Origin of the sequence: Methylobacterium sp. P1-11 (assembly GCF_008329595.1) — a bacterium.
In the GTDB taxonomy this organism is placed as follows: Bacteria; Pseudomonadota; Alphaproteobacteria; order Rhizobiales; family Beijerinckiaceae; genus Methylobacterium.
The window spans coordinates 1-19,157 of the sequence record NZ_NPKS01000041.1 but is presented as its reverse complement, the minus strand read 5'-3'; the positions used below and the strand labels follow the sequence as shown (position 1 = coordinate 19,157).

The window sequence follows — 19,157 nt, the reverse complement described above, 5'->3', positions numbered from 1 at the left end:
CGATGGATTTACCCCTGATCTTCGCCCTCGTCGCGGCCTTCGCCATCGCGATCTACGTGCTCGCCGACGGTTTCGACCTCGGCATCGGCATCCTGTTCCTGCTCGCACCGCGCGATCGGCACCGGGACCTGATGATGCAGAGCATCGCGCCGATGTGGGACGGCAACGAAACCTGGCTCGTCCTCGGCGGCGCCCTGCTCTGGGCCGCTTTTCCGATCGCCTATTACGTTCTGCTTCCGGCCTTCTACCTGCCGATCATGGCGATGCTGTTCGCCCTGATCCTGCGGGGCATCGCCTTCGAGTTCCGGTTCCAGGCGACGCGCTTCCGGCGCGTCTGGGATTTCGCCTTCGCGGGCGGCTCCCTCCTCGCCGCGCTGGCGCAGGGCCTCGTCCTGGGCGGCTTCATCGGCGGTGTTCCGGTGCATGAGGGCGTCTTCTCCGGAAGCGCGTTCAGCGCCTTCAGCCTGCTGGGCCTGCTCTGCGGCGCCGGCCTCGTCGGCGGTTATGCGCTCCTGGGCGCGGGCTGGCTGATCTGGCGCACCGACGGGGCGGTGCAGGTCTTCGGCCGGGAGGTGGGACGGGCCGCCCTGATCCTCACGGCCACCATGATGACCCTGGTGAGCGCCTGGACGGCCCTCACCGTTCCCGAGGTCGCGCAGCGCTGGTTTGCATGGCCGCAGCTGCTGCCGCTGGCGCTCCTTCCTGCGGCGGCCGCCGGCGTCTCGGTGCTGATCGGGCGCAGCCTGTGGAGCGGGCGCGAGGCGCGGGTGTTTCAATGGACGATCGTGCTGTTCCTCCTCGGCTTCGCGGGGCTGGTGGTCAGCCTCTGGCCCTACGTCGTGCCCCGCCACGCCACGATCTGGAGCGCCGCGTCCGACGATGCGACCCTGCGCTTCGTCGGGATCGGCGTGCTGATCGTCGTCCCGGTCATCATCGGCTATCTGGGCCATGCCTACTGGGTCTTCCGCGGCAAGACGGTGCTGGAGGCGCACGGGACCGAGGAGGCTCAGCAGGCGGCGCCGTCCGCAGGCCGACGCGCCAGCGCCTCCGAGACCGCCCTGCACCTGTGCTGAGGCGCGCCCTCAGCGTCGCCGGAGGCGAACCCGCATGGACCGCTTCGCTCGCGCGACACGCGTCGCCCCGGCCCTCGCAACCCTGGCCCTGGCAAAAGTGGCGCTCGCAACCCTCGCGCTCGCAGCCCTGATCGACGGCCGGGAGACGGCCCGGGCGGCAGAACGCGACGCTCCGGTCCCGGTCGTCACCGCCAAGGTCGCCCGTGGCGACGTACCGGTCGTCCTCAAGGGGCTCGGGACCGTGCAGGCCTACAACACGGCGACGATACGCAGCCAGGTCACCGGCTTCCTCACAAGCGTGACGTTCGTCGAGGGCAGGTCCGTGGCGGCCGGCTCGGTGCTGGCCACGGTCGATCCCGAGATCTACCGCGCCAAGCTCGATCAGGCCAAGGCGCAGCTGCAGCGGGACCTTGCACGGCTGAGCAACGCCCAGCTCAACCTCGACCGCAACGCGCCGCTGCTGGAGAAGGGATACGCCACGGATCGGCTGGTCGAGGACCAGAAGGCGCAGGTCGCCGAACAGGCGGCCGCGGTCGCCATCGACAAGGCCGCCGTCGCCTACGCGGAGGCGGAGCTCGGCTTCACCACCCTGCGGGCGCCCTTCGACGGCGTGACCGGCATCCGGCTGACGGATGTCGGCAACCTCGTCCGCCCGAGCGATCCCGGCGGGATCGTCGTCGTCGCGCAGCTGCAGCCGATCAGCGTGATCGTCACGGTGGCGGCCGGCGACATTCCCGAAATCCAGGCCGCGCTGACGCGCGGTCCGGTCGCGGCCCAAATATATGACCAGACCGGGACGCGCTTGCTCGACAGCGGCACCCTGCTGCTGATCGACAATCAGGCGCAGACCAAGACCGGCACCGTTCAGCTCAAGGCCAACGTCCCGAATGCGCAGCGTGCGCTTTGGCCCGGCACCTTCGTGGTGGCGGAAATCACCCCCCGCGTCATCAAGGACGCGCTCACGATACCGGTCGATGCCATCCAGCAGAACGACCACGGGACCTTCGTCTACGTGGTCGGCGACGACCGCACGGTGCGCGTCCGGCCGGTCGCCGTCGCGTCGCGGCACAAGGGTCTCGCGCTCATCGGATCCGGGCTCGGCCCAGGCGAGACGGTCGTGACGCAGGGCCAGTACCGCCTGCGGCCCGGAACCGTCGTGGCGGAAGCCGAGCCCGGAGCCGTCTCTCAGACGACGACGCGGGCGCTCGGATTGTTGCCGTGAACCTGTCGGCCCCCTTCATCCGGCGCCCGATCGCCACGGCCCTCCTCATGGTGGCCGTCGTGGCGCTTGGGGTGGCGAGCTACCCCTTGCTGCCCATCGCGGCGTTGCCCAGCATCGACACGCCGATCGTCCAGGTCACGGCGCAGCTTCCGGGCGCATCGCCGCAGATCGTGGCCGATTCCGTGACCACGCAGCTGGAGCGCCAGTTCGGGCAGGTGCCCGGGCTCAGCCAGATGACCTCGAGCAGCGGCGTCGGCTACGCGCAGATCACGCTGCAATTCGATCGCAGCCGGAGCCTCGATGGCGTCTCCACCGACGTCCAGGCCGCGATCAACAATACCCAGGGGCAGCTGCCCGCGAGCCTGCTCGATCCGCCCGTCTCTCGGCGCACGAATCCGGCCGACGCGCCGATCCTGCTGATCGCGGTGCGTTCGGACGTCCTGCCGATCACCACGGTCTCGGATTACGCCGATTCCATCCTGGCGCAGCGGATCGCGCAGATCGCAGGCGTGGGCCAAGTTCTGGTCGGCGGCCTGCAACTGCCGGCGCTGCGCGTCCAGCTCAACCCCGCGCTGATGGCGTCGGAGCAGCTGAGCTTTCCCGAGGTGCGGCGGGCCCTGGCGCGGCTCAGCGTCGAGGAGCCGACCGGGCAGCTCTACGGACGACAGCAGACCTTCGCCCTCACGACGAACGATCAGCTTCTGACCGCCGAAGGCTTCGACGCGGCGATCGTCGCCTATCGCGACGGCGCGCCGATCCGCATCCGTGACATCGGGCGGACCGTGAAGGCGCCGCAGGACGAGACCCTGGCGGGCTGGATCGACGGCAAGCCGACCGTGATCCTCGCCGTGCAGCGGCAGGCCGGGGCCAACGTGGTCGAGACCGTCGCGTCCATCCGTGCGCGGCTCCCGCAGTTGAGGGCGTCCCTGCCGCCGGGCATCGACGTCGCCGTCGTGTCCGACCGGACGACGACGATCGTCGAGAGCCTCGACGACGTGCGGCGCACGCTGCTGCTGACCATCGCCCTCGTCGTCGGCGTCATCGCGGTGTTCCTGCGCACGGTCTGGGCGACCGTCATCCCGGCCCTCTCCGTCCCGATCGCGCTCCTGGGCACGGTGGCGGCGCTGTACCCGCTCGGCTACAGCCTCGATAACCTGTCGCTGATGGGCCTGTCGGTCGCGATCGGCTTCGTGGTCGATGACGCCATCGTGATGGTCGAGACCGTCGTGCGGCACATCGATGAGGGGGCGGGGCCCCTCGAGGCGGCCGTCGCGGGCGCGGCCGAGATCGGCTTCACGGTCCTGTCGATCTCGATCTCGCTGATCGCCGTGTTCATACCCCTCTTCCTCATGGGCGGTGTCGTCGGATCGATGTTCCGGGAATTCGCCGCGACGGTCGCGGTCGCGATCCTGGTCTCCACCGCGGTCTCCCTGACCCTGATCCCGATGCTCTGCGCCAAGCTCCTGCCGCCCCGGCGGCAGGACGCGCCGGGGCGGATCTCACGGGCCGTCGAGCGGATGTTCGACCGGCTCTTCGCCCTGTACGATCGGGGCTTGGCGGTGGTGCTGCGGCATCAGGCCGTGACCCTCTGCGTCATGATCGCCACGATCCTCACGACGCTCGGTCTGTTCGTCGTCATCCCGAAAGGCTTCTTCCCCGAGGAGGACACCGGCCTCATCCTGGGCATTGCGGAAGGGGCCCAGGACAGTTCGCCGGCCGCCATGAAGGCCGCCCAGCAGGCGCTCCTGGCCATCGCGGCCCGGGACCCGGCGGTCGCCAACGCCGTCGGCTTCGTCGGAGCCGGCGGTCCGACCGTCACGGAGAACGACGGACGGGTGTTCATCACGCTGAAGCCCTTCGGCCAGCGCGACGTGAGCGTGTTCCAGGTCATGCGGCGCCTCGACACGGCGCTCGCGTCGGTCCCCGGGATCACCCTCTACATGCAGGCCGCCCAGGACATCACCATCGGCGGCCGCCTCAGCAAGACGCAGTTCCAGTACACGCTCACCGACCTGGATCCGGCCGAGCTGACCGTCTGGGGCTCGCGCCTCGCCGACCGGCTCCGGGCGCTCCCGGTGTTGAGCGGCGTCGCCAGCGACCGGCAATCGGCCGGGCGCACGCTGCGGCTCTCGATCGATCGGGCCACCGCGTCGCGCCTCGGCGTCGATCCCGCCGAGATCGACCAGACGCTCTACGACGCGTTCGGCCAGCGCCACGTGGCCCGGCTCTATACGGCTCTCAACCAGTATTACGTGATCCTGGAGGTCGAACCGTCCTACCAGTTCGGCCCCGAGGCCCTCCGGCGGATCTATGTCCGCTCGCAGAGCGGGACGATGGTGCCGATCGGCGAGATCGCCACGGCCGTGCCGGACGTCACGCCGCTGGCCATCAATCACCAGAACCAGTTCCCGTCGATGACGCTGAGCTTCAACCTCGCCCCCGGCGTCACGATCGGCACGGCCGTCACGGCGGTCGAGGACGCGGCGGCCGCCTTGCGGATGCCGCCCTCCGTGGCGCACGGTTTCGAGGGCAACGCGAAGGCGTTCCGCGCCGCGCTCGGCGGGATGGCGCCCCTGATCCTGCTCGCCCTGTTCGCGATCTACCTGATCCTCGGCATGCTCTACGAGAGCACGATCCATCCGGTCACGATTCTCTCGACGCTGCCCTCCGCGGGGCTCGGCGCCCTCCTGGCGCTGATGGCCTTCGGGCGACCGCTCGACCTGATCGGCCTCATCGGGATCATCCTGCTGATCGGCATCGTCAAGAAGAACGGCATCATGCTGGTCGACGTCGCCCTGGAGGCGGAGCGGAACCGCGGCCTGTCCGCGACGGAAGCGGCCCGCGAGGCGGGGCGCCTGCGTTTCCGGCCGATCCTGATGACGACGCTCTGCGCGCTGCTCGGAGGCCTCCCCCTCCTGCTCGCGACCGGTGCCGGCGCAGAGATCCGCCAGCCGCTCGGCCTTACAATCGTCGGAGGACTGATCGTTTCTCAGCTCCTCACGCTCTACACCACGCCGGTCGTTTACATTTACATGGCCCGCCTCGGCCATCGGCTTCGTCGCGGCAGCACCGGTGAGCGACCGCGCGTGGTCTGACCGCCCCGCGCGGGCGAGCCCGTCCCACAGATCCGGCACAAGGACATCGTCGCGCCGACATGCAGGCCCCCCAGCTCATCGTTCAGCCGGACCACGGGACCGAGCCGGTCGTCGCCTTGATGCGGAGCGCCGAGCGGGAGATCCTGCTCAAGCAATTCACCTTCGACCATCCCCTGCTGATCGACGCCGTCCTGGCCCGGCATGCGGCCGGCGTCACCGTCCGCGTCCTCCTCAATCCGGCCAAAGGCACCGGCGAGCGCATCAACGATCGGACCTTCGCGCGCCTGGAGGAGGCCGGCCTTCCGGTGCGCTGGACATCGCCGCGCTTCCTCGTCACCCACGAGAAGTCGCTGGTCGTCGACGGCGCGCGCGCGATGGTCGCGACGTTCAATTTCATGGAGAAGTACTTCACCAAGACCCGGGATTACGGGATCATCCTGTCCGATCCTGGTCAGGTCGCCGACATACGGGCCTGCTTCGAGGCGGATTGGACCGACGGGACATTTGCGCCAAACGGCGCGTCCGGCCTGTCCTGGAGCCCGGGGAGCGCCCGGGCGATCCTGTGCAACCTGCTCGATGGGGCCAGGCGCAGCATCGATCTCGCCCATCCGAAATTCGCCGAGCCGGTGATCTTCGAGCGGGTTCATGCCGCCCTGAAGCGGGGCGTCCGGGTTCGCCTGCTGTGCGGCGGCAAGCACGGCCTGCACCAGCCCGACCTGATGTACTCCTTCGCCCTGTGGCGGCTGTTCCGCGATGCCGGCGGCCGCCTGCACAAGCAGCGCCAGCTGCGCAGCCACGGCAAGATCGCGATCATCGACGGCGAGCGGGTCTATCTCGGCACCCAGAACCTCGATCAGGCCGCTTTCGATCTGCGGCGCGAACTGGGCGTCGTGATCGGCGAGCCCGCGATCATCGGTGCGATCGCCGCCGTCTTCGAGGCGGACTGGAAGGGTTCGCGACGATACGAGCCGCCCTATCCGATTGCGGCACCGGATGCGGACGAGAGCGCGGAGTTCGAGCCGGATGCCGACCTCCGACACAGCTGAGCCTTTGCCGGCGCCAGACGCCGCGCCGCCCGGCCTCCTGGAACTGTTCTGGCTGTTCAACCGGCTGACCCTGGTCAGCTTCGGCGGCGGCCTCACGGCCTGGGCCCGCAAGTTGATCGTCGAGGACAAGCGCTGGCTCGACGATGCGGAGTTCCTCAGCGCCTATGCGCTGGCGCGGGTGCTGCCCGGCGCCAACCAGGCGAATTTCGCGATCTATGTCGGGCACCGCTTCCGAGGCGTGCCCGGGGCGGCGGCCGCCCTGCTGGGCCTGACGCTCGTGCCGTTCTGGATCGTCGTCGGCCTCGCCTGGGCCTATTTCCGGAGCGGCGCGGTGCCGGCGGTCCAGGATGTCCTGCGCGGCGTCACCGCCGCCGCGGTCGGGCTCGCCCTGTCGGCGGGCCTGAAGGCGGGCGAGGGCTTCGCGCGGCGGCCCGCCGCCCTCGCCTTCATCGCGGCGGCCTTCCTGGGCTCGGTCCTGCTGCATCTGCCGCTGATCGCCGTGCTGGCGATCCTGGCGCCGCCGGCCTTCCTGCTGGCCTGGCGGCATCTGCACCGGCGCGGCGCGGATGGGGCGGGCTCGTGAAGGCCAGCGACCTCATCGCGCTCGCCGCCTTCTTCAGCACGCTGTCGATCCTGTCCATCGGCGGCAGCAACAGCGTTGTGCCGGAGATGTCGCGGCACGCGGTCGGGGAGGCACACTGGCTCACCGGGGCCGCCTTCTCCGACGTCTTCGCGATCTCGCAGGCCGCGCCCGGCCCGAGCAACCTGATCGTCGCGATGATCGGCTACAAGGTCGCGGGGCTCGCGGGGGCCCTGGTCGCGCAGGCGGCCATGATGCTGCCGGCCGGGCTGCTGATGATCGTCGTGGCGCGGCTCTGGCAACGGACCTCAGGCAGCGCATGGCACGTTGCCCTGGAGGCGGCGCTCGGGCCGATCGCCGTCGGGCTGATCCTGGCGAGCGGGTGGACGGTGGCCGAGGGCGCCGGCTTCTCGTCGCGCGGCTACAGCGCCGCGGCGCTCTTCACCCTGCTGTTCTGGCGCACGGCCCTCAATCCGCTGCCCATCCTCGCGATTGCCGGCCTCCTGGGTTGGTTCGGCGTGATCTGAGCCGCGCGCCGGCGGACCGATTCCGGGTGGATGGGCTGCGGCGGCGCTCCGAGCGGGCTTCCCATCGAGCGCGCGTGTCCGAACGGGCACGAATGCGCAATTCGCAATCCAAACCAACAAGAATGCCGCCCTGCGCGCGAGGCAGGCTGACGGCGACGGTTAGGGCGTCCTGAACCCGTCGCGGCGGGAGGCACGATGTCGTCGAGCGTGGAAGAAGGTGTCCCGGCCCTGCAGGACCTTCCGATCGGCATCTCCGCCACGGGGACGCGCCGCGAGACCGATTCGATGGGCGGCATCGACGTGCCGGCGGACCGCTACTGGGGCGCGCAGACCGAGCGCTCGCTCCAGCATTTCTCGATCGGCACCGATCGCATGCCCAAGCGCGTCTATCACGCCTACGGCTACGTCAAGAAGGCCGCGGCGCTGGTCAACGCCGCGGCCGGGCGCCTGGAGGCGTGGCGGGCGCAGGCCATCGTCCAGGCCGCCGACGAGGCGATCGCCGGCAGGCTCGACGATCACTTCCCGCTCTACGTCTGGCAGACCGGCTCCGGCACCCAGTCCAACATGAACGTCAACGAGGTGCTGTCGAACCGCGCGATCCAGCTTCTTGGCGGCGAACTCGGCTCGAAGAGCCCGGTCCACCCGAACGACCACGTCAACATGGGCCAGTCCTCGAACGACACCTTCCCGACCGCGATGCACATCGCTACGGTGCTGGAACTCGACGAGGTCCTTCTTCCGCAGGCACACAGGCTCGCCGACGCCATCGACGCCAAGGCCCAGGACTGGATGGACGTGGTCAAGACCGGGCGGACCCACCTGCAGGACGCGACGCCGCTGACGGTCGGCCAGGAATGGTCGGGCTACGGGCAGCAGATGCGCGACGCGCTGGCCGTGGTCGAGGCGTCCCGCGGCGGGCTCTACAGGCTGGCGGCCGGCGGCACCGCGGTCGGCACCGGGCTGAACGCCCCGGAGGGCTTCAGCGCCGAGATCGCCGGCAAGATCGCGGAGCTGACCGGCAAGCCCTTCGTCACCGCGCCCAACAAGTTCGCCGCGCAAGGCTCGCTGGACGCCATGGTCGCCGCGATGGCGGCGGTGCGCGGGCTCGCGGTGGCGCTGATGAAGATCGCCAACGACATGCGCTGGCTCGCCTCGGGGCCGCGCTGCGGCCTCGGCGAACTGCTCCTGCCCGCCAACGAGCCGGGCTCCTCGATCATGCCCGGCAAGGTCAACCCGACCCAGTGCGAGGCCCTGGTGATGGTCTGCATCCAGGTGATCGGCGAGGACAATGCGGTCGCCTTCGCGGGCTCGCAGGGCAATTTCGAGCTGAACGCGATGCGCCCGATCATCATCAACAACACGCTCCACGCGATCCGCGTGCTGGGCGATGCCTGCGAGAAGTTCCGGACCTTCTCGGTCGCCGGTACGGAACTCAACCGCAGGCGCATCGACGAGACCGTGAACCAGTCGCTGATGCTGGTCACGGCCCTGTCACCGGTGATCGGCTACGACCTCGCCTCCAAGATCGCCCACCGTGCCAACGACGAAGGCACGACGCTGCGCGAGGCCGCCCTGGCCGAGGGCGTCGCGGCCGAGCGCTTCGATGCCGTCTGCGATCCCAAGACCATGATCGGCCACGGGCTGGCCGGGGCCTGACCCGGTGACCCCGTCATCCCGAGCCCCTCACTCAAGCGAGACACCATGAGCACGAAGGTCGCCGATCTGTTCGTCCGGGCGCTGGCGCAGGCCGGCGTGAAGCGCATCTACGGCGTGGTCGGCGACAGCCTCAACGGCCTGACCGAGGCCCTGCGCCAGGACGGCTCGATTGCCTGGATCCACACACGCCACGAGGAGAGCGCCGCCTTCGCGGCCGGCGCCGAGGCCCACCTGACCGGCGAACTCGCGGTCTGCGCCGGCTCCTGCGGGCCCGGCAACCTGCACCTGATCAACGGCCTGTTCGACGCGCACCGCTCCCGCGTGCCGGTGCTGGCCATCGCGGCCCAGATCCCCTCCGCCGAGATCGGCCGGGGCTACTTCCAGGAGACGCATCCGCAGAACCTGTTCCAGGAATGCAGCCACTACTGCGAACTGGTCTCCTCGCCGGCCCAGTTGCCCGGTGTGATCGAGACCGCGATCCGCGTCGCGATCGCCGAGCGCGGGGTGGCGGTGGTGGTGATCCCCGGCGATGTCGGCCTCATGGCCATGCCGGGCGGGGCGCCCGACCTCTCCGCCGCCCTGGTACCGCCCCCGCCGGTGGTGCGCCCGCGCGACACCGACCTCGACGCCCTCGCCGGGATGCTCAACGGGGCCGAACGCGTGACCCTGTTCTGCGGCCGCGGCTGCGCGGGCGCCCATGCGGAGCTGCTGCAGCTCGCCGAGGCGCTGAAGGCCCCGGTGGTCCACGCGCTGGGCGGCAAGGAGCACGTCGAGTGGGACAATCCCTACGACGTCGGCATGACGGGACTGATCGGCTTCTCGTCGGGCTACCGGGCGATGCTCGACTGCGACACCCTGCTGCTGCTCGGCACCGGCTTCCCCTACCGCCAGTTCTACCCGGAGGACGCCAAGGTCGCGCAGGTCGACCTGCGGGCCGAGAGCCTCGGGCGCCATTGCCGGATCGATCTCGGCCTGATCGGCGATGTCGGCGAGACGATCACGGCGCTGCTGCCGAAGCTGCAGGCGAAGACCGACCGGGCGCATCTCGACGACAGCCTTGCCCATTACCGCAAGGCCCGCGCCGGGCTCGACGCCCTGGCGGTGGGCAAGGCCGGCGGCAAGATCCACCCGCAATACGTCGCCCGCACCCTGAGCGAGGCGGCCTCCGAGGACGCGGTCTTCACCTTCGACGTCGGCACGCCGACGATCTGGGCGGCGCGCTACCTCGCCATGAACGGCAAGCGCCGGCTGATCGGCTCGCTGAACCACGGCTCCATGGCCAACGCCCTGCCGCAGGCGATCGGCGCGCAGGCGGCCTATCCCGGACGGCAGATCATCTCGTTCTCCGGGGACGGCGGCTTCGCCATGCTGATGGGCGACCTGCTGACCCTCAACCAGCACAAGCTGCCGGTGAAGGTCGTGGTGCTGAACAACGGCACCCTGGGCTTCGTCGAGATGGAGATGAAGGCCGCGGGCTTCCTCGAGACCGGCGTCGCGCTGGTGAACCCGGATTTCGCCGCCATGGCCCGGGGGGCCGGCATCTTCGCCCGCCGCGTCGAGGATCCGGCCGAATTGCCCGACGCGATGCGCGCGCTGCTGGACCATGACGGCCCGGCTCTCCTCGACGTCGTCTCGGCCCGCCAGGAATTGTCGATGCCGCCGAAGATCGGCCTCGAGCAGGCGACGGGCTTCGGGATGTGGCTCGCACGGGCGGTGATCGACGGGCGCGGCACCGAGATCATCGACCTCGCCAAGACCAATCTCTGGCGTTGAGGCGCCGTTCCGAAGCCGGAGTTCAGCCCGATGATCCGCTGCGTTCGCATCTGGACCGGTGACGACGACAATTCCTGCTTCGAGGAAGGCGTCATCGCCCTGCCCCACGGCGAGCGCGGCGACATCCTCAGCGGTACGAGCGACGTGGTCTCGATCTCCTTCCGGGAGACGCAGGCCGGCGGGACCTACGCGTGGCACCCGGCCCCGACCCGGCAGTTCGTCATCACCCTGCGCGGCACCCTCGACTTCCAGACGAAGGCCGGCGCGCACTTCACGATCCGCCCCGGCGACATCCTCATCGCCGAGGATACGGCCGGCTCCGGCCATTCCTGGCGCCTCGTCGACGACGAGCCCTGGTGCCGGGCCTACGTGATCCTCGCCCCCGGCGCCGAGGCCCGGCTGCCCTTCGTCCCGAACGCCCGGTGAGATCCTCCGAACCCGCTGCCAGGAGCCCCGCGATGGCCGGTCGAAGCGACGACAATCCCGACGTGGTGCTGATCGGCGCCGGCATCATGAGCGCGACCTTCGGCACGCTCCTGAAGGAGCTGGAGCCCTCGCTGACACTCGCGATGTTCGAGACCCTGCACGATTGCGCGCAGGAGAGTTCGGAGGGCTGGAACAATGCCGGCACCGGCCACGCGGCCAATTGCGAGCTGAACTACACGCCCCAGCGCCCCGACGGCAGCGTCGACATCGCCAAGGCGCTGGAGGTCAACACCGAGTTCGACATCTCGCGCCAGCTCTGGGCCCATCTCGTGCGGAAGGGCGCGATCCCCGATCCCCGTGCCTTCCTCCATCCCTGCCCGCATATGAGCTTCGTCTGGGGGCCAGAGAACGTCGCGTTCCTCAAGGCCCGCTACGCCGCGATGGCGGCGCACCATTGCTATCACGGCATGGAGTACAGCGAGGATCCGCAGGTCATCGCCGGCTGGGCGCCGCTGATCATGGATGGCCGCGTGCCCGGCGAGGCGATCGCCGCCACCCGGATCGTCACCGGGACGGATGTCGATTACGGCGCCCTCACGCACCTCCTCGTCAAGCAGCTCGCGGCGCAGCCGGGCTTTTCCGTGCACTACAACCGCAAGGTCGTCGCCCTCGACCGGGTCGACGACGGCCGCTGGGCCGTGACCGTCGAGGACACCTATGACGGCACGCGCCAGACCGTGACGGCGAAGTTCGTGTTCATCGGCGCGGGCGGCGGCTCGCTGGCGCTGCTGCAGGCCTCCGGGATCCCGGAGGGGCGCGGCTATGGCGGCTTCCCGGTCTCGGGCATCTGGCTGCGCTGCGACGTCGACGCGGTCAGCGCGCGCCACCATGCCAAGGTCTACGGCAAGGCGGCCTCCGGCTCGCCGCCGATGTCGGTGCCCCACCTCGACACCCGCATCATCGGCGGCAAGCGCTCGCTGCTGTTCGGGCCCTATGCGGGCTTCTCGTCGCGGTTCCTCAAGCACGGGTCGCTCACCGACTTGTTCACCGCGCTGACCCCGCACAACGTCGTGCCGCTGCTGGACGTCGCCAAGGACAACGTCGCGCTGACCGAGTACCTCGTTGGTCAGGTGCTTCAGAGTTCCGACCACCAGTTCGCGACCCTGAAGCAGTTCTTCCCGAAGGCCCTGAAGCAGGACTGGACGTCGGCGGTGGCCGGCCAGCGGGTGCAGACGATCAAGCCGACCGGCAAGGCGAACCCGCTGGAGGAAGGCTACCTGGAATTCGGCACCGAGCTGGTGGCCGCGGCCGACAACTCGATCTGCGCGCTGCTCGGCGCTTCGCCGGGGGCCTCGACGGCGGCGTTCATCGCGGTCGAAGTGCTCGAGACGTGCTTTGCCGACCGGCTGACGCCGGATGGCTGGCTGCCGCGCCTCAAGGCCGTGATCCCGACCTACGGCATCGACCTCAAGGAGGATGCCGAGGCCTGCCGGCGCAGCCGGGCCGAAACGGCGCCGACCCTCAAGATCGACAACGCCTGACAGGCTCAGCGAGCGCGGAGAAGAGGGCCGGTCCACCGACGGCCGGATGGATCACGCCGCATCCCGGAGCCCGTCGTCCAGCACCGCGTGGCCGGCCATCCCGGCGGGAACCCCGACACGGCGCGCCGGCCCAAGGACGGCTTCCACGGTGGCTTCCTCCTGTCCCCGCGCGGTTCCCTGCGCGGGCTGGCCCCCGGCTGAGGCCCGACGATCCGGGACGCCGCGCCGCGGTGGCAGCGGCGCGACGCGGGCACGGAAACGGGCGCAAGCCGGACGTGGTGAGCGCCGACGGAATCGCTCTTGCTAGGCGCTCCGGGGACCGGGCCAGCACAGGCGGAACACGAGCGACATGCGGGTCATTCATCGCATCCTGGGCAGCCGGCGGGATTCCGGGCTGGCCGATCGCCTGCACCACCTCGCGCATCATGGCGCGGTCGACGTGCTCGTCGTGTCCAGCACCGACGTCGCCCGGCGCCGGATCCGCGCAACGACCCTGGCCGGCGAGGAGATCGCCCTGGCCCTGCCGCGGGACGAGCCGCTCTTCGACGGGGCCGTGCTGGCGCTGGACGAGCGTCACGCCCTCGTCGCCCGGGTCGGGACCGAGCGCTGGCTCCGCCTCGTCCCAGGGAGCCAGGCCGCCGCCCTCGAACTCGGCTACCATGCCGGCAACCTCCATTGGCGCGTGCGCTTCGCCGACGGAGCCATCCTGGTGGCCCTGGACGGGGCGGCCGGCGACTACCTCGCCCGCCTCGGCGCGCTCGTCACCGACGGGCAGGTGACGCACACGGTCCTCGACGAGGCGGAGCCGTGCTGAGCCGGCTCCTGTCCCTCCAGCAGGCCGACGGGGCCTTCCCGAGCGGGAGCTTCGCCTTCTCCAACGGGATCGAGGGGCTCGTCGCGGGCGATCCGGCCTTCGACACGGCCAGCCTGATCCGGACTCTGACGGGCTTGGTCCGCTTTCGCTGGGCGGAGAGCGACCGCGTCGCCCTGATCCTGGCCCACCGCGCAGCCCCCGATCCGGCGCGGCTGGGCCGCATCGACGCCGCCGTCGAGGCGGCTACCCTGGTCGAGGCGATGCGGGTCGGCAGCCGGCGCAACGGCGCCTCCCTGCTGACCACGCATGTGCGGCTCGCGACCCCCGGAGCCGACGAACTCCGCGCCGCCATCCGGTCCGGTCCCATGCTGGGGCACCTCGCGACCGTGCAGGGAGCCCTGTGGCGCGCCCTCGGGCTGTCGGAGCCGGAAGCGGCGGCCGTCGCCGGCTATCAGCTCGTCTCCGGCACCGTCTCGGCCACCGTCCGGCTCGGCCAGGTGGGCGCCATCCAGGGGCAGCAGGCGCTCCAGGCGGTGCTGCCGCTCGTCGCGGAGATCGCCGAGCGGCCGGTCCCGGAGGAGCCGGACGACGCCATCGTCCTCACGGGCTTCACGCCGCTGATCGAGATCGCCGCCATGCGGCACGCCCGCGCCGATCTGCGCCTCTTCGCCAATTAGGGAGCGCGCGATGCTGCTCACGCCCACCGAACTGGAACGTCTCACGATCTTCACCGCGGCCGAACTCGCCCGCAAGCGCCGAGCCCGCGGCCTCAAGCTCAACTACCCGGAGGCGGTGGCGCTGATCACCGACGAGATCCTGGAGGGCGCCCGCGACGGGCGCAGCGTCGCCGACCTGATCGGCTGGGGCTCCACGATCCTGTCGACCGAGGACGTGATGCCGGGCATCGCAGCCATGCTGCCGATCCTGCAGGTCGAGGGCGTCTTCCCGGACGGAACCAAGCTCGTCACCGTCCACGAGCCGATCCGCGCCCGCGAGGGCGCCCCTGCCGATATCCTCGAACCCGGCGCGATCCTGCCGGCCGACGGCACGATCGAACTCGCCGCGGGCCGCCCGCGGGTGGCCCTCGACGTCGTCAACACGGGCGACCGTCCGGTTCAGATCGGCTCGCACTACCACTTCTTCGAGGTGAACCGGGCGCTCGACTTCGACCGGGCGGCGGCCCTGGGGCACCGGCTCGACATTCCGGCCGGCACGGCGATCCGCTTCGAGCCCGGCCAGCGCAAGACCGTGACGCTGGTCGGCTTCGGCGGCGCCCGGGAGCTGACCGGGCTCAACGACCTGACGCGGGGAACGCTGCCCGACGACGCGGCGCGGGCGGCGGCCCTCGCCCGCGCCAAGGCCCGCGGCTTCAAGGGCGCCTGAGGAGAGTGCCATGGTGACGATCCCGCGCCGCGACTATGCCGCCCTCTACGGGCCAACCACAGGTGACGGGGTGCGGCTGGCCGACACCTCCCTGGTGGCGGTGGTCGAGCACGACCACGCCGTCTACGGGGACGAGTGCCTGCATGGCGGCGGCAAGACCCTGCGCGACGGGATCGGGATGGCACCCGGGGTGACCGCCGCCCAGGGCGCGCTCGACTTCCTCCTCTGCAACGTCGTGGTGATCGATCCCGTCCTCGGCATCCAGAAGGGCGACCTCGGCATCAAGGACGGGCGGATCGTGGCGCTCGGCAAGGCGGGCAACCCGGCGATCATGGACGGCGTCGATCCGCGTCTGATCGTGTCGGCCGGGACCACCGTGCGGGACTGCGAGGGCCTGATCGCGACGCCGGGGGCGATCGACGTGCACGTGCACTTCGATTCCGCCGGCCTGCCGGACCACGCGATCGCTTCCGGCGTCACGACCCTGCTCGGCGGCTCGCTGGGGCCGATCACGGTCGGCATCGATTCCGGCGGGCCGTTCAACACCGGCCGCATGCTCCAGGCCGCCGAGGCCTGGCCGGTCAATTTCGGCTTCCTCGGGCGCGGCAACACCCACCGGCCGGCCGCCCTGAAGGAGCAGCTGGAGACCGGCGTCCTCGGCCTCAAGATCCACGAGGATTGGGGCGCGATGCCGGCCGCGATCGACGCCTGCCTGGGCTTCGCCGACGCCTACGACTTCCAGGTCCAGCTCCACACCGACACGCTGAACGAATCGGGCTTCGTGGAGGACACGCTGGCGGCGATCGGCGGCCGCACCATCCACATGTACCACACGGAGGGGGCCGGGGGCGGCCACGCGCCGGACATCATCCGGGTCGCCGGGCTGCCGCACTGCCTGCCGTCGTCGACGAACCCGACCAACCCCTACACGATCAACACCTTCGACGAGCACCTCGACATGACGATGGTGTGCCACCACCTCAACCCGGCCCTGCCGGAGGACGTGGCCTTCGCGGAGAGCCGCATCCGCGCCCAGACCATCGCGGCCGAGGACGTGCTCCACGACATCGGGGCGATCGCGATGCTCGGCTCCGACAGCCAGGGCATGGGCCGGATCCACGAGGTCATCTGCCGGACCTGGCAGCTCGCCTCGAAGATGAAGGACCAGCGCGGCCCGCTCCCCGAGGAGAAGCCGGGCTTCGGCGACAATGCCCGGATCAAGCGCTACATCGCCAAGTACACGATCAACGCGGCGCGCACCTTCGGCATCCAGGACCATATCGGCTCGCTGGAGCCCGGCAAGATGGCCGACATCGTCGTCTGGCGGCCGGCCTTCTTCGGGATCAAGCCGGAGCTCGTGATCAAGGGCGGCTTCATCGCCTGGGGCGCGATGGGCGATTCCGCCGCCTCGCTGATGACCTGCGAACCGATGCTGATGCGCCCGCAATGGGGCGCCTTCGGGCGCGCCAAGCAGGCGCTCTCGGCCTGCTTCGTCCATCCCCTGGCGATCGAGGCTGATCTCGGCGGCCAGCTCGGCCTGCGCAAGGCGCTCCTGCCCGCCCGCGGGACCCGCACGCTGACGAAGGCCGACATGCTCTGGAACGACGCCTGCCCGGAGATCCGCGTCGACCCGCAGACCTTCGACGTCTTCGTCGACGGCGTGCTCGCCACCTGCGAGCCGGCCCGGACCCTGCCGCTCGCCCAGCGCTACATGCTGCGCTGAGCGTCGCCGAACCCCGCCATCCCCTCGAGGGCGCAGCTCCCCATGACCGACGTGACTCCCGCGAACGCCGCCCGGATCGGGATCGGCGGCCCGGTCGGATCCGGCAAGACCGCGCTGATCGAGCGGCTGATCCCCGTGCTGCAGGCGCGCGGCGTCGATCTCGCCGTGATCACGAACGATCTCGTCACGAAGGAGGATGCCGAGCGGCTGCGCCGCTCCGGTCTGATCGATCCGAGCCGCGTCGAGGCGGTGGAGGCCGGCGCCTGCCCGCACACGGTGATCCGGGAGGACCCGACCCTCAACATCGCCGCGGGCGATGCGCTGGAGGACCGCTTCCCGGGCCTGCAGCTGCTCATCTTCGAATCCGGCGGCGACAACCTCGCCTCGACCTTCTCCCTCGACCTCGTCGATTGGTGGATCTTCGTGATCGACGTGGCCGGCGGCGACGACATCCCGCGCAAGCGCGGCCCGGGCGTGCTGCGCTGCGACCTCCTCGTGGTCAACAAGGTCGACCTCGCGCCCCATGTCGGGGTGGACCTCGACGGGATGCTGGCGGAGGCCGGGAGAGTCCGGGGCGGCAAGCCGGTCATCGCCACGAATGCGCGCGCGGGCCACGGCATCGACCGGGTGGCGGATGCCATCGGCCGCGCCGTGCTGTTCGCGCCCTAGCCGTGACGGACGACAACCGGACCGGCCGACGCGCCACGGCGCGGCTCCGCTTCGTGCGCGGTGGCGGCACCAGCGTGCTGGCCGATCAGCACGTGCCCTACCCGTTCCACATCACGAAGCCGTTCCGCCTGTATCCGCAGCGGCCGGACCTGATCACGCTGTACCTTCAGTCCGCCTCCGGCGGCCTCTATCGCGGCGACCGTCTCGGCCTCGACATCGCGATGGGTGCGGGCTCTGCGGCGCATGTCACCACCCAGGCCGCCACGGTGGTCCACCGCAGCGCCGATCAGCCGGCCTGCCAGGACACGCGGATCCGCGTCGGCGCGGACGCCTTCCTGCACTGCGTGCCCGATCCGCTGATCCTGTTCCCCGACGCGGCCCTGTCCGCCTCGACCCGCATCACGCTGGAGCCCGGCGCCCGGGCCGTCGTGTCCGAGAGCATCGCCTGCCACGACCCCGAGGGGCGCGGCAGGCCCTTCGATCAGGTCGCGCTGTCGCTCCGCGTCGAGACACCGGAGGGGACCGTGCTGGTCCGCGAGCGGGCCCGCATCACCGGAGCCGAGTTCCAGGATCCGGCCTCGCCCTGCGGCTCATGGCGGGCCTACGGCGCGCTCGTCATCCTCGGGCCGGCCTCCTGCCTTCCGGACCCCGCGGACATCCAGGTCGCGGCCGACCGCACCGGCTGCCGGGCCGGCCTCAGCCCGCTGCCGAACGCGGCCGGGCTCGGCCTCCGGCTCCTCGCCCGCGACGGCGGCACGCTGGCGGCGGGGCTGGAGGCGGCCGCCGGCCACGCCTTCGCGGCCCTGACCGGCCTCGAACCCGCGCGGCGCCGCAAGTAGCGGATTCGAGGCCGGAACACGCCGCCGATATAAGCAGGCTGCCGATGTTTTAATCTTGAGAAAGATAGTTTCTTTGGAAGAAATAGACGTGCGGAGACGATCCCGTGCGTGACGGCTGATCCGGTGCGGATGGGGCGGCTCACCCGTTCGGATAACCTGAAGGATTAGCCCGCCATGGCGACAGACGATCCCGTGCATTCGAAACTCCGCCGCCGCCTGCTGCTCGGCCTCGCGGCGGCCCCGCTGGCCGCCTCGCTGTCGCGAATCGCGGTGGCACCGGCCGCGGCGGCCGATGCCGGCGGTCTCGCGGTGACCGACAGCGAGGTGACGGTCGGCATCCTGCACTCGATCACCGGAACGATGGCGATCTCCGAGACGGGGCCGAGCCAGGGCGAGAAGCTCGCGATCCAGCAGATCAACGATGCCGGCGGCGTGCTCGGCCGCAAGATCAAGATCATCCAGGAGGATGGCGCCTCCGATTGGCCGACCTTCGCCGAGAAGGCCAAGAAGCTCCTCGTCAACGACCATTGCGCCACGGTGTTCGGCTGCTTCACCTCGGCGTCCCGCAAGGCGGTTCTGCCGGTCTTCGAGCAGTATAACGGCCTCCTGTACTACCCGACCTTCTACGAGGGCCTGGAGCAGTCGAAGAACGTCTTCTACACCGGTCAGGAGGCCACGCAGCAGATCCTCACCGGCCTCGACTGGGTCCACAAGGAGAAGGGCGGCGACAGCTTCTACTTCATCGGCTCCGACTACATCTGGCCGCGCACCTCCAACAAGATCGCCCGCA

17 protein-coding genes are annotated in these 19,157 nt (G+C 70.4%); all 17 read left to right on the top strand.

Translation table 11 applies throughout. From position 1 onward, the window contains the following. Nucleotides 1-2: 2 nt before the first annotated feature. Nucleotides 3-1,073 (top strand): cytochrome d ubiquinol oxidase subunit II, encoded by a 1,071-nt coding sequence (gene cydB, locus CIW48_RS28665; RefSeq protein ID WP_246695461.1) that lies wholly within the window; start codon nt 3-5, stop codon nt 1,071-1,073. 34 nt (nt 1,074-1,107) lie between these two features. Continuing rightward, nucleotides 1,108-2,295, top strand: coding sequence for an efflux RND transporter periplasmic adaptor subunit (locus tag CIW48_RS28660; RefSeq protein ID WP_173009432.1), 1,188 nt, complete (start codon nt 1,108-1,110; stop codon nt 2,293-2,295). Continuing rightward, nucleotides 2,292-5,390, top strand: a complete 3,099-nt coding sequence (locus tag CIW48_RS28655) for an efflux RND transporter permease subunit (protein WP_149313821.1) — start codon at nt 2,292-2,294, stop codon at nt 5,388-5,390. The genes CIW48_RS28660 and CIW48_RS28655 overlap by 4 nt, the downstream gene beginning before the upstream one ends. Before the next feature lie 59 nt (nt 5,391-5,449). Continuing rightward, nucleotides 5,450-6,436 (top strand): phospholipase D-like domain-containing protein, encoded by a 987-nt coding sequence (locus CIW48_RS28650; protein WP_149313820.1) that lies wholly within the window; start codon nt 5,450-5,452, stop codon nt 6,434-6,436. Next, nucleotides 6,414-7,019, top strand: coding sequence for a chromate transporter (locus CIW48_RS28645; protein ID WP_149313819.1), 606 nt, complete (start codon nt 6,414-6,416; stop codon nt 7,017-7,019). The genes CIW48_RS28650 and CIW48_RS28645 overlap by 23 nt, the downstream gene beginning before the upstream one ends. Then, nucleotides 7,016-7,543 (top strand): chromate transporter, encoded by a 528-nt coding sequence (locus CIW48_RS28640; protein WP_197739392.1) that lies wholly within the window; start codon nt 7,016-7,018, stop codon nt 7,541-7,543. Before CIW48_RS28645 ends, CIW48_RS28640 begins: the two co-directional genes overlap by 4 nt. 195 nt (nt 7,544-7,738) lie before the next feature. Further along, entirely contained in the window at nt 7,739-9,199 is a 1,461-nt protein-coding gene (gene fumC / locus CIW48_RS28635) for a class II fumarate hydratase (protein WP_149313818.1), read from the top strand. A 45-nt stretch (nt 9,200-9,244) separates the two neighbouring features. Beyond that, nucleotides 9,245-10,972 (top strand): ubiquinone-dependent pyruvate dehydrogenase, encoded by a 1,728-nt coding sequence (gene poxB, locus CIW48_RS28630; protein WP_149313817.1) that lies wholly within the window; start codon nt 9,245-9,247, stop codon nt 10,970-10,972. 30 nt (nt 10,973-11,002) lie between these two features. Then, on the top strand, nt 11,003-11,398 hold the full coding sequence (locus tag CIW48_RS28625) for a hypothetical protein (RefSeq protein WP_149313816.1): 396 nt from the start codon (nt 11,003-11,005) through the stop codon (nt 11,396-11,398). 32 nt (nt 11,399-11,430) lie between these two features. After that, nucleotides 11,431-12,939, top strand: coding sequence for a malate dehydrogenase (quinone) (gene mqo / locus CIW48_RS28620; RefSeq protein ID WP_149313815.1), 1,509 nt, complete (start codon nt 11,431-11,433; stop codon nt 12,937-12,939). 349 nt (nt 12,940-13,288) lie between these two features. Next, the gene (ureE, locus tag CIW48_RS28615) at nt 13,289-13,753 is read left to right on the top strand and encodes an urease accessory protein UreE (RefSeq protein ID WP_149313814.1); all 465 of its coding nucleotides are present in this window, start codon (nt 13,289-13,291) and stop codon (nt 13,751-13,753) included. Next, a complete protein-coding gene (locus CIW48_RS28610) occupies nt 13,747-14,430 on the top strand; it encodes an urease accessory UreF family protein (protein WP_149313813.1) in 684 nt (227 codons plus the stop codon). Before ureE ends, CIW48_RS28610 begins: the two co-directional genes overlap by 7 nt. Nucleotides 14,431-14,440: 10 nt before the next feature. Continuing rightward, nucleotides 14,441-15,136 (top strand): urease subunit gamma, encoded by a 696-nt coding sequence (locus CIW48_RS28605; RefSeq protein ID WP_149313812.1) that lies wholly within the window; start codon nt 14,441-14,443, stop codon nt 15,134-15,136. A 10-nt stretch (nt 15,137-15,146) separates the two neighbouring features. After that, nucleotides 15,147-16,859 carry an urease subunit alpha gene (gene ureC, locus CIW48_RS28600; RefSeq protein ID WP_149313811.1) on the top strand — a complete coding sequence of 571 codons (1,713 nt, stop codon included), beginning with the start codon at nt 15,147-15,149 and terminating at the stop codon, nt 16,857-16,859. A 42-nt stretch (nt 16,860-16,901) separates the two neighbouring features. Next, nucleotides 16,902-17,528: an urease accessory protein UreG gene (ureG, locus tag CIW48_RS28595; RefSeq protein ID WP_091780405.1), complete on the top strand. Its 627-nt coding sequence runs from the start codon at nt 16,902-16,904 to the stop codon at nt 17,526-17,528. Between the two features lie 2 nt (nt 17,529-17,530). After that, nucleotides 17,531-18,367, top strand: a complete 837-nt coding sequence (locus CIW48_RS28590) for an urease accessory protein UreD (RefSeq protein WP_149313810.1) — start codon at nt 17,531-17,533, stop codon at nt 18,365-18,367. 174 nt (nt 18,368-18,541) lie between these two features. Continuing rightward, on the top strand, nt 18,542-19,157 hold a 616-nt coding region (locus CIW48_RS28585; protein ID WP_149313809.1), incomplete at its 3' end, for a transporter substrate-binding protein.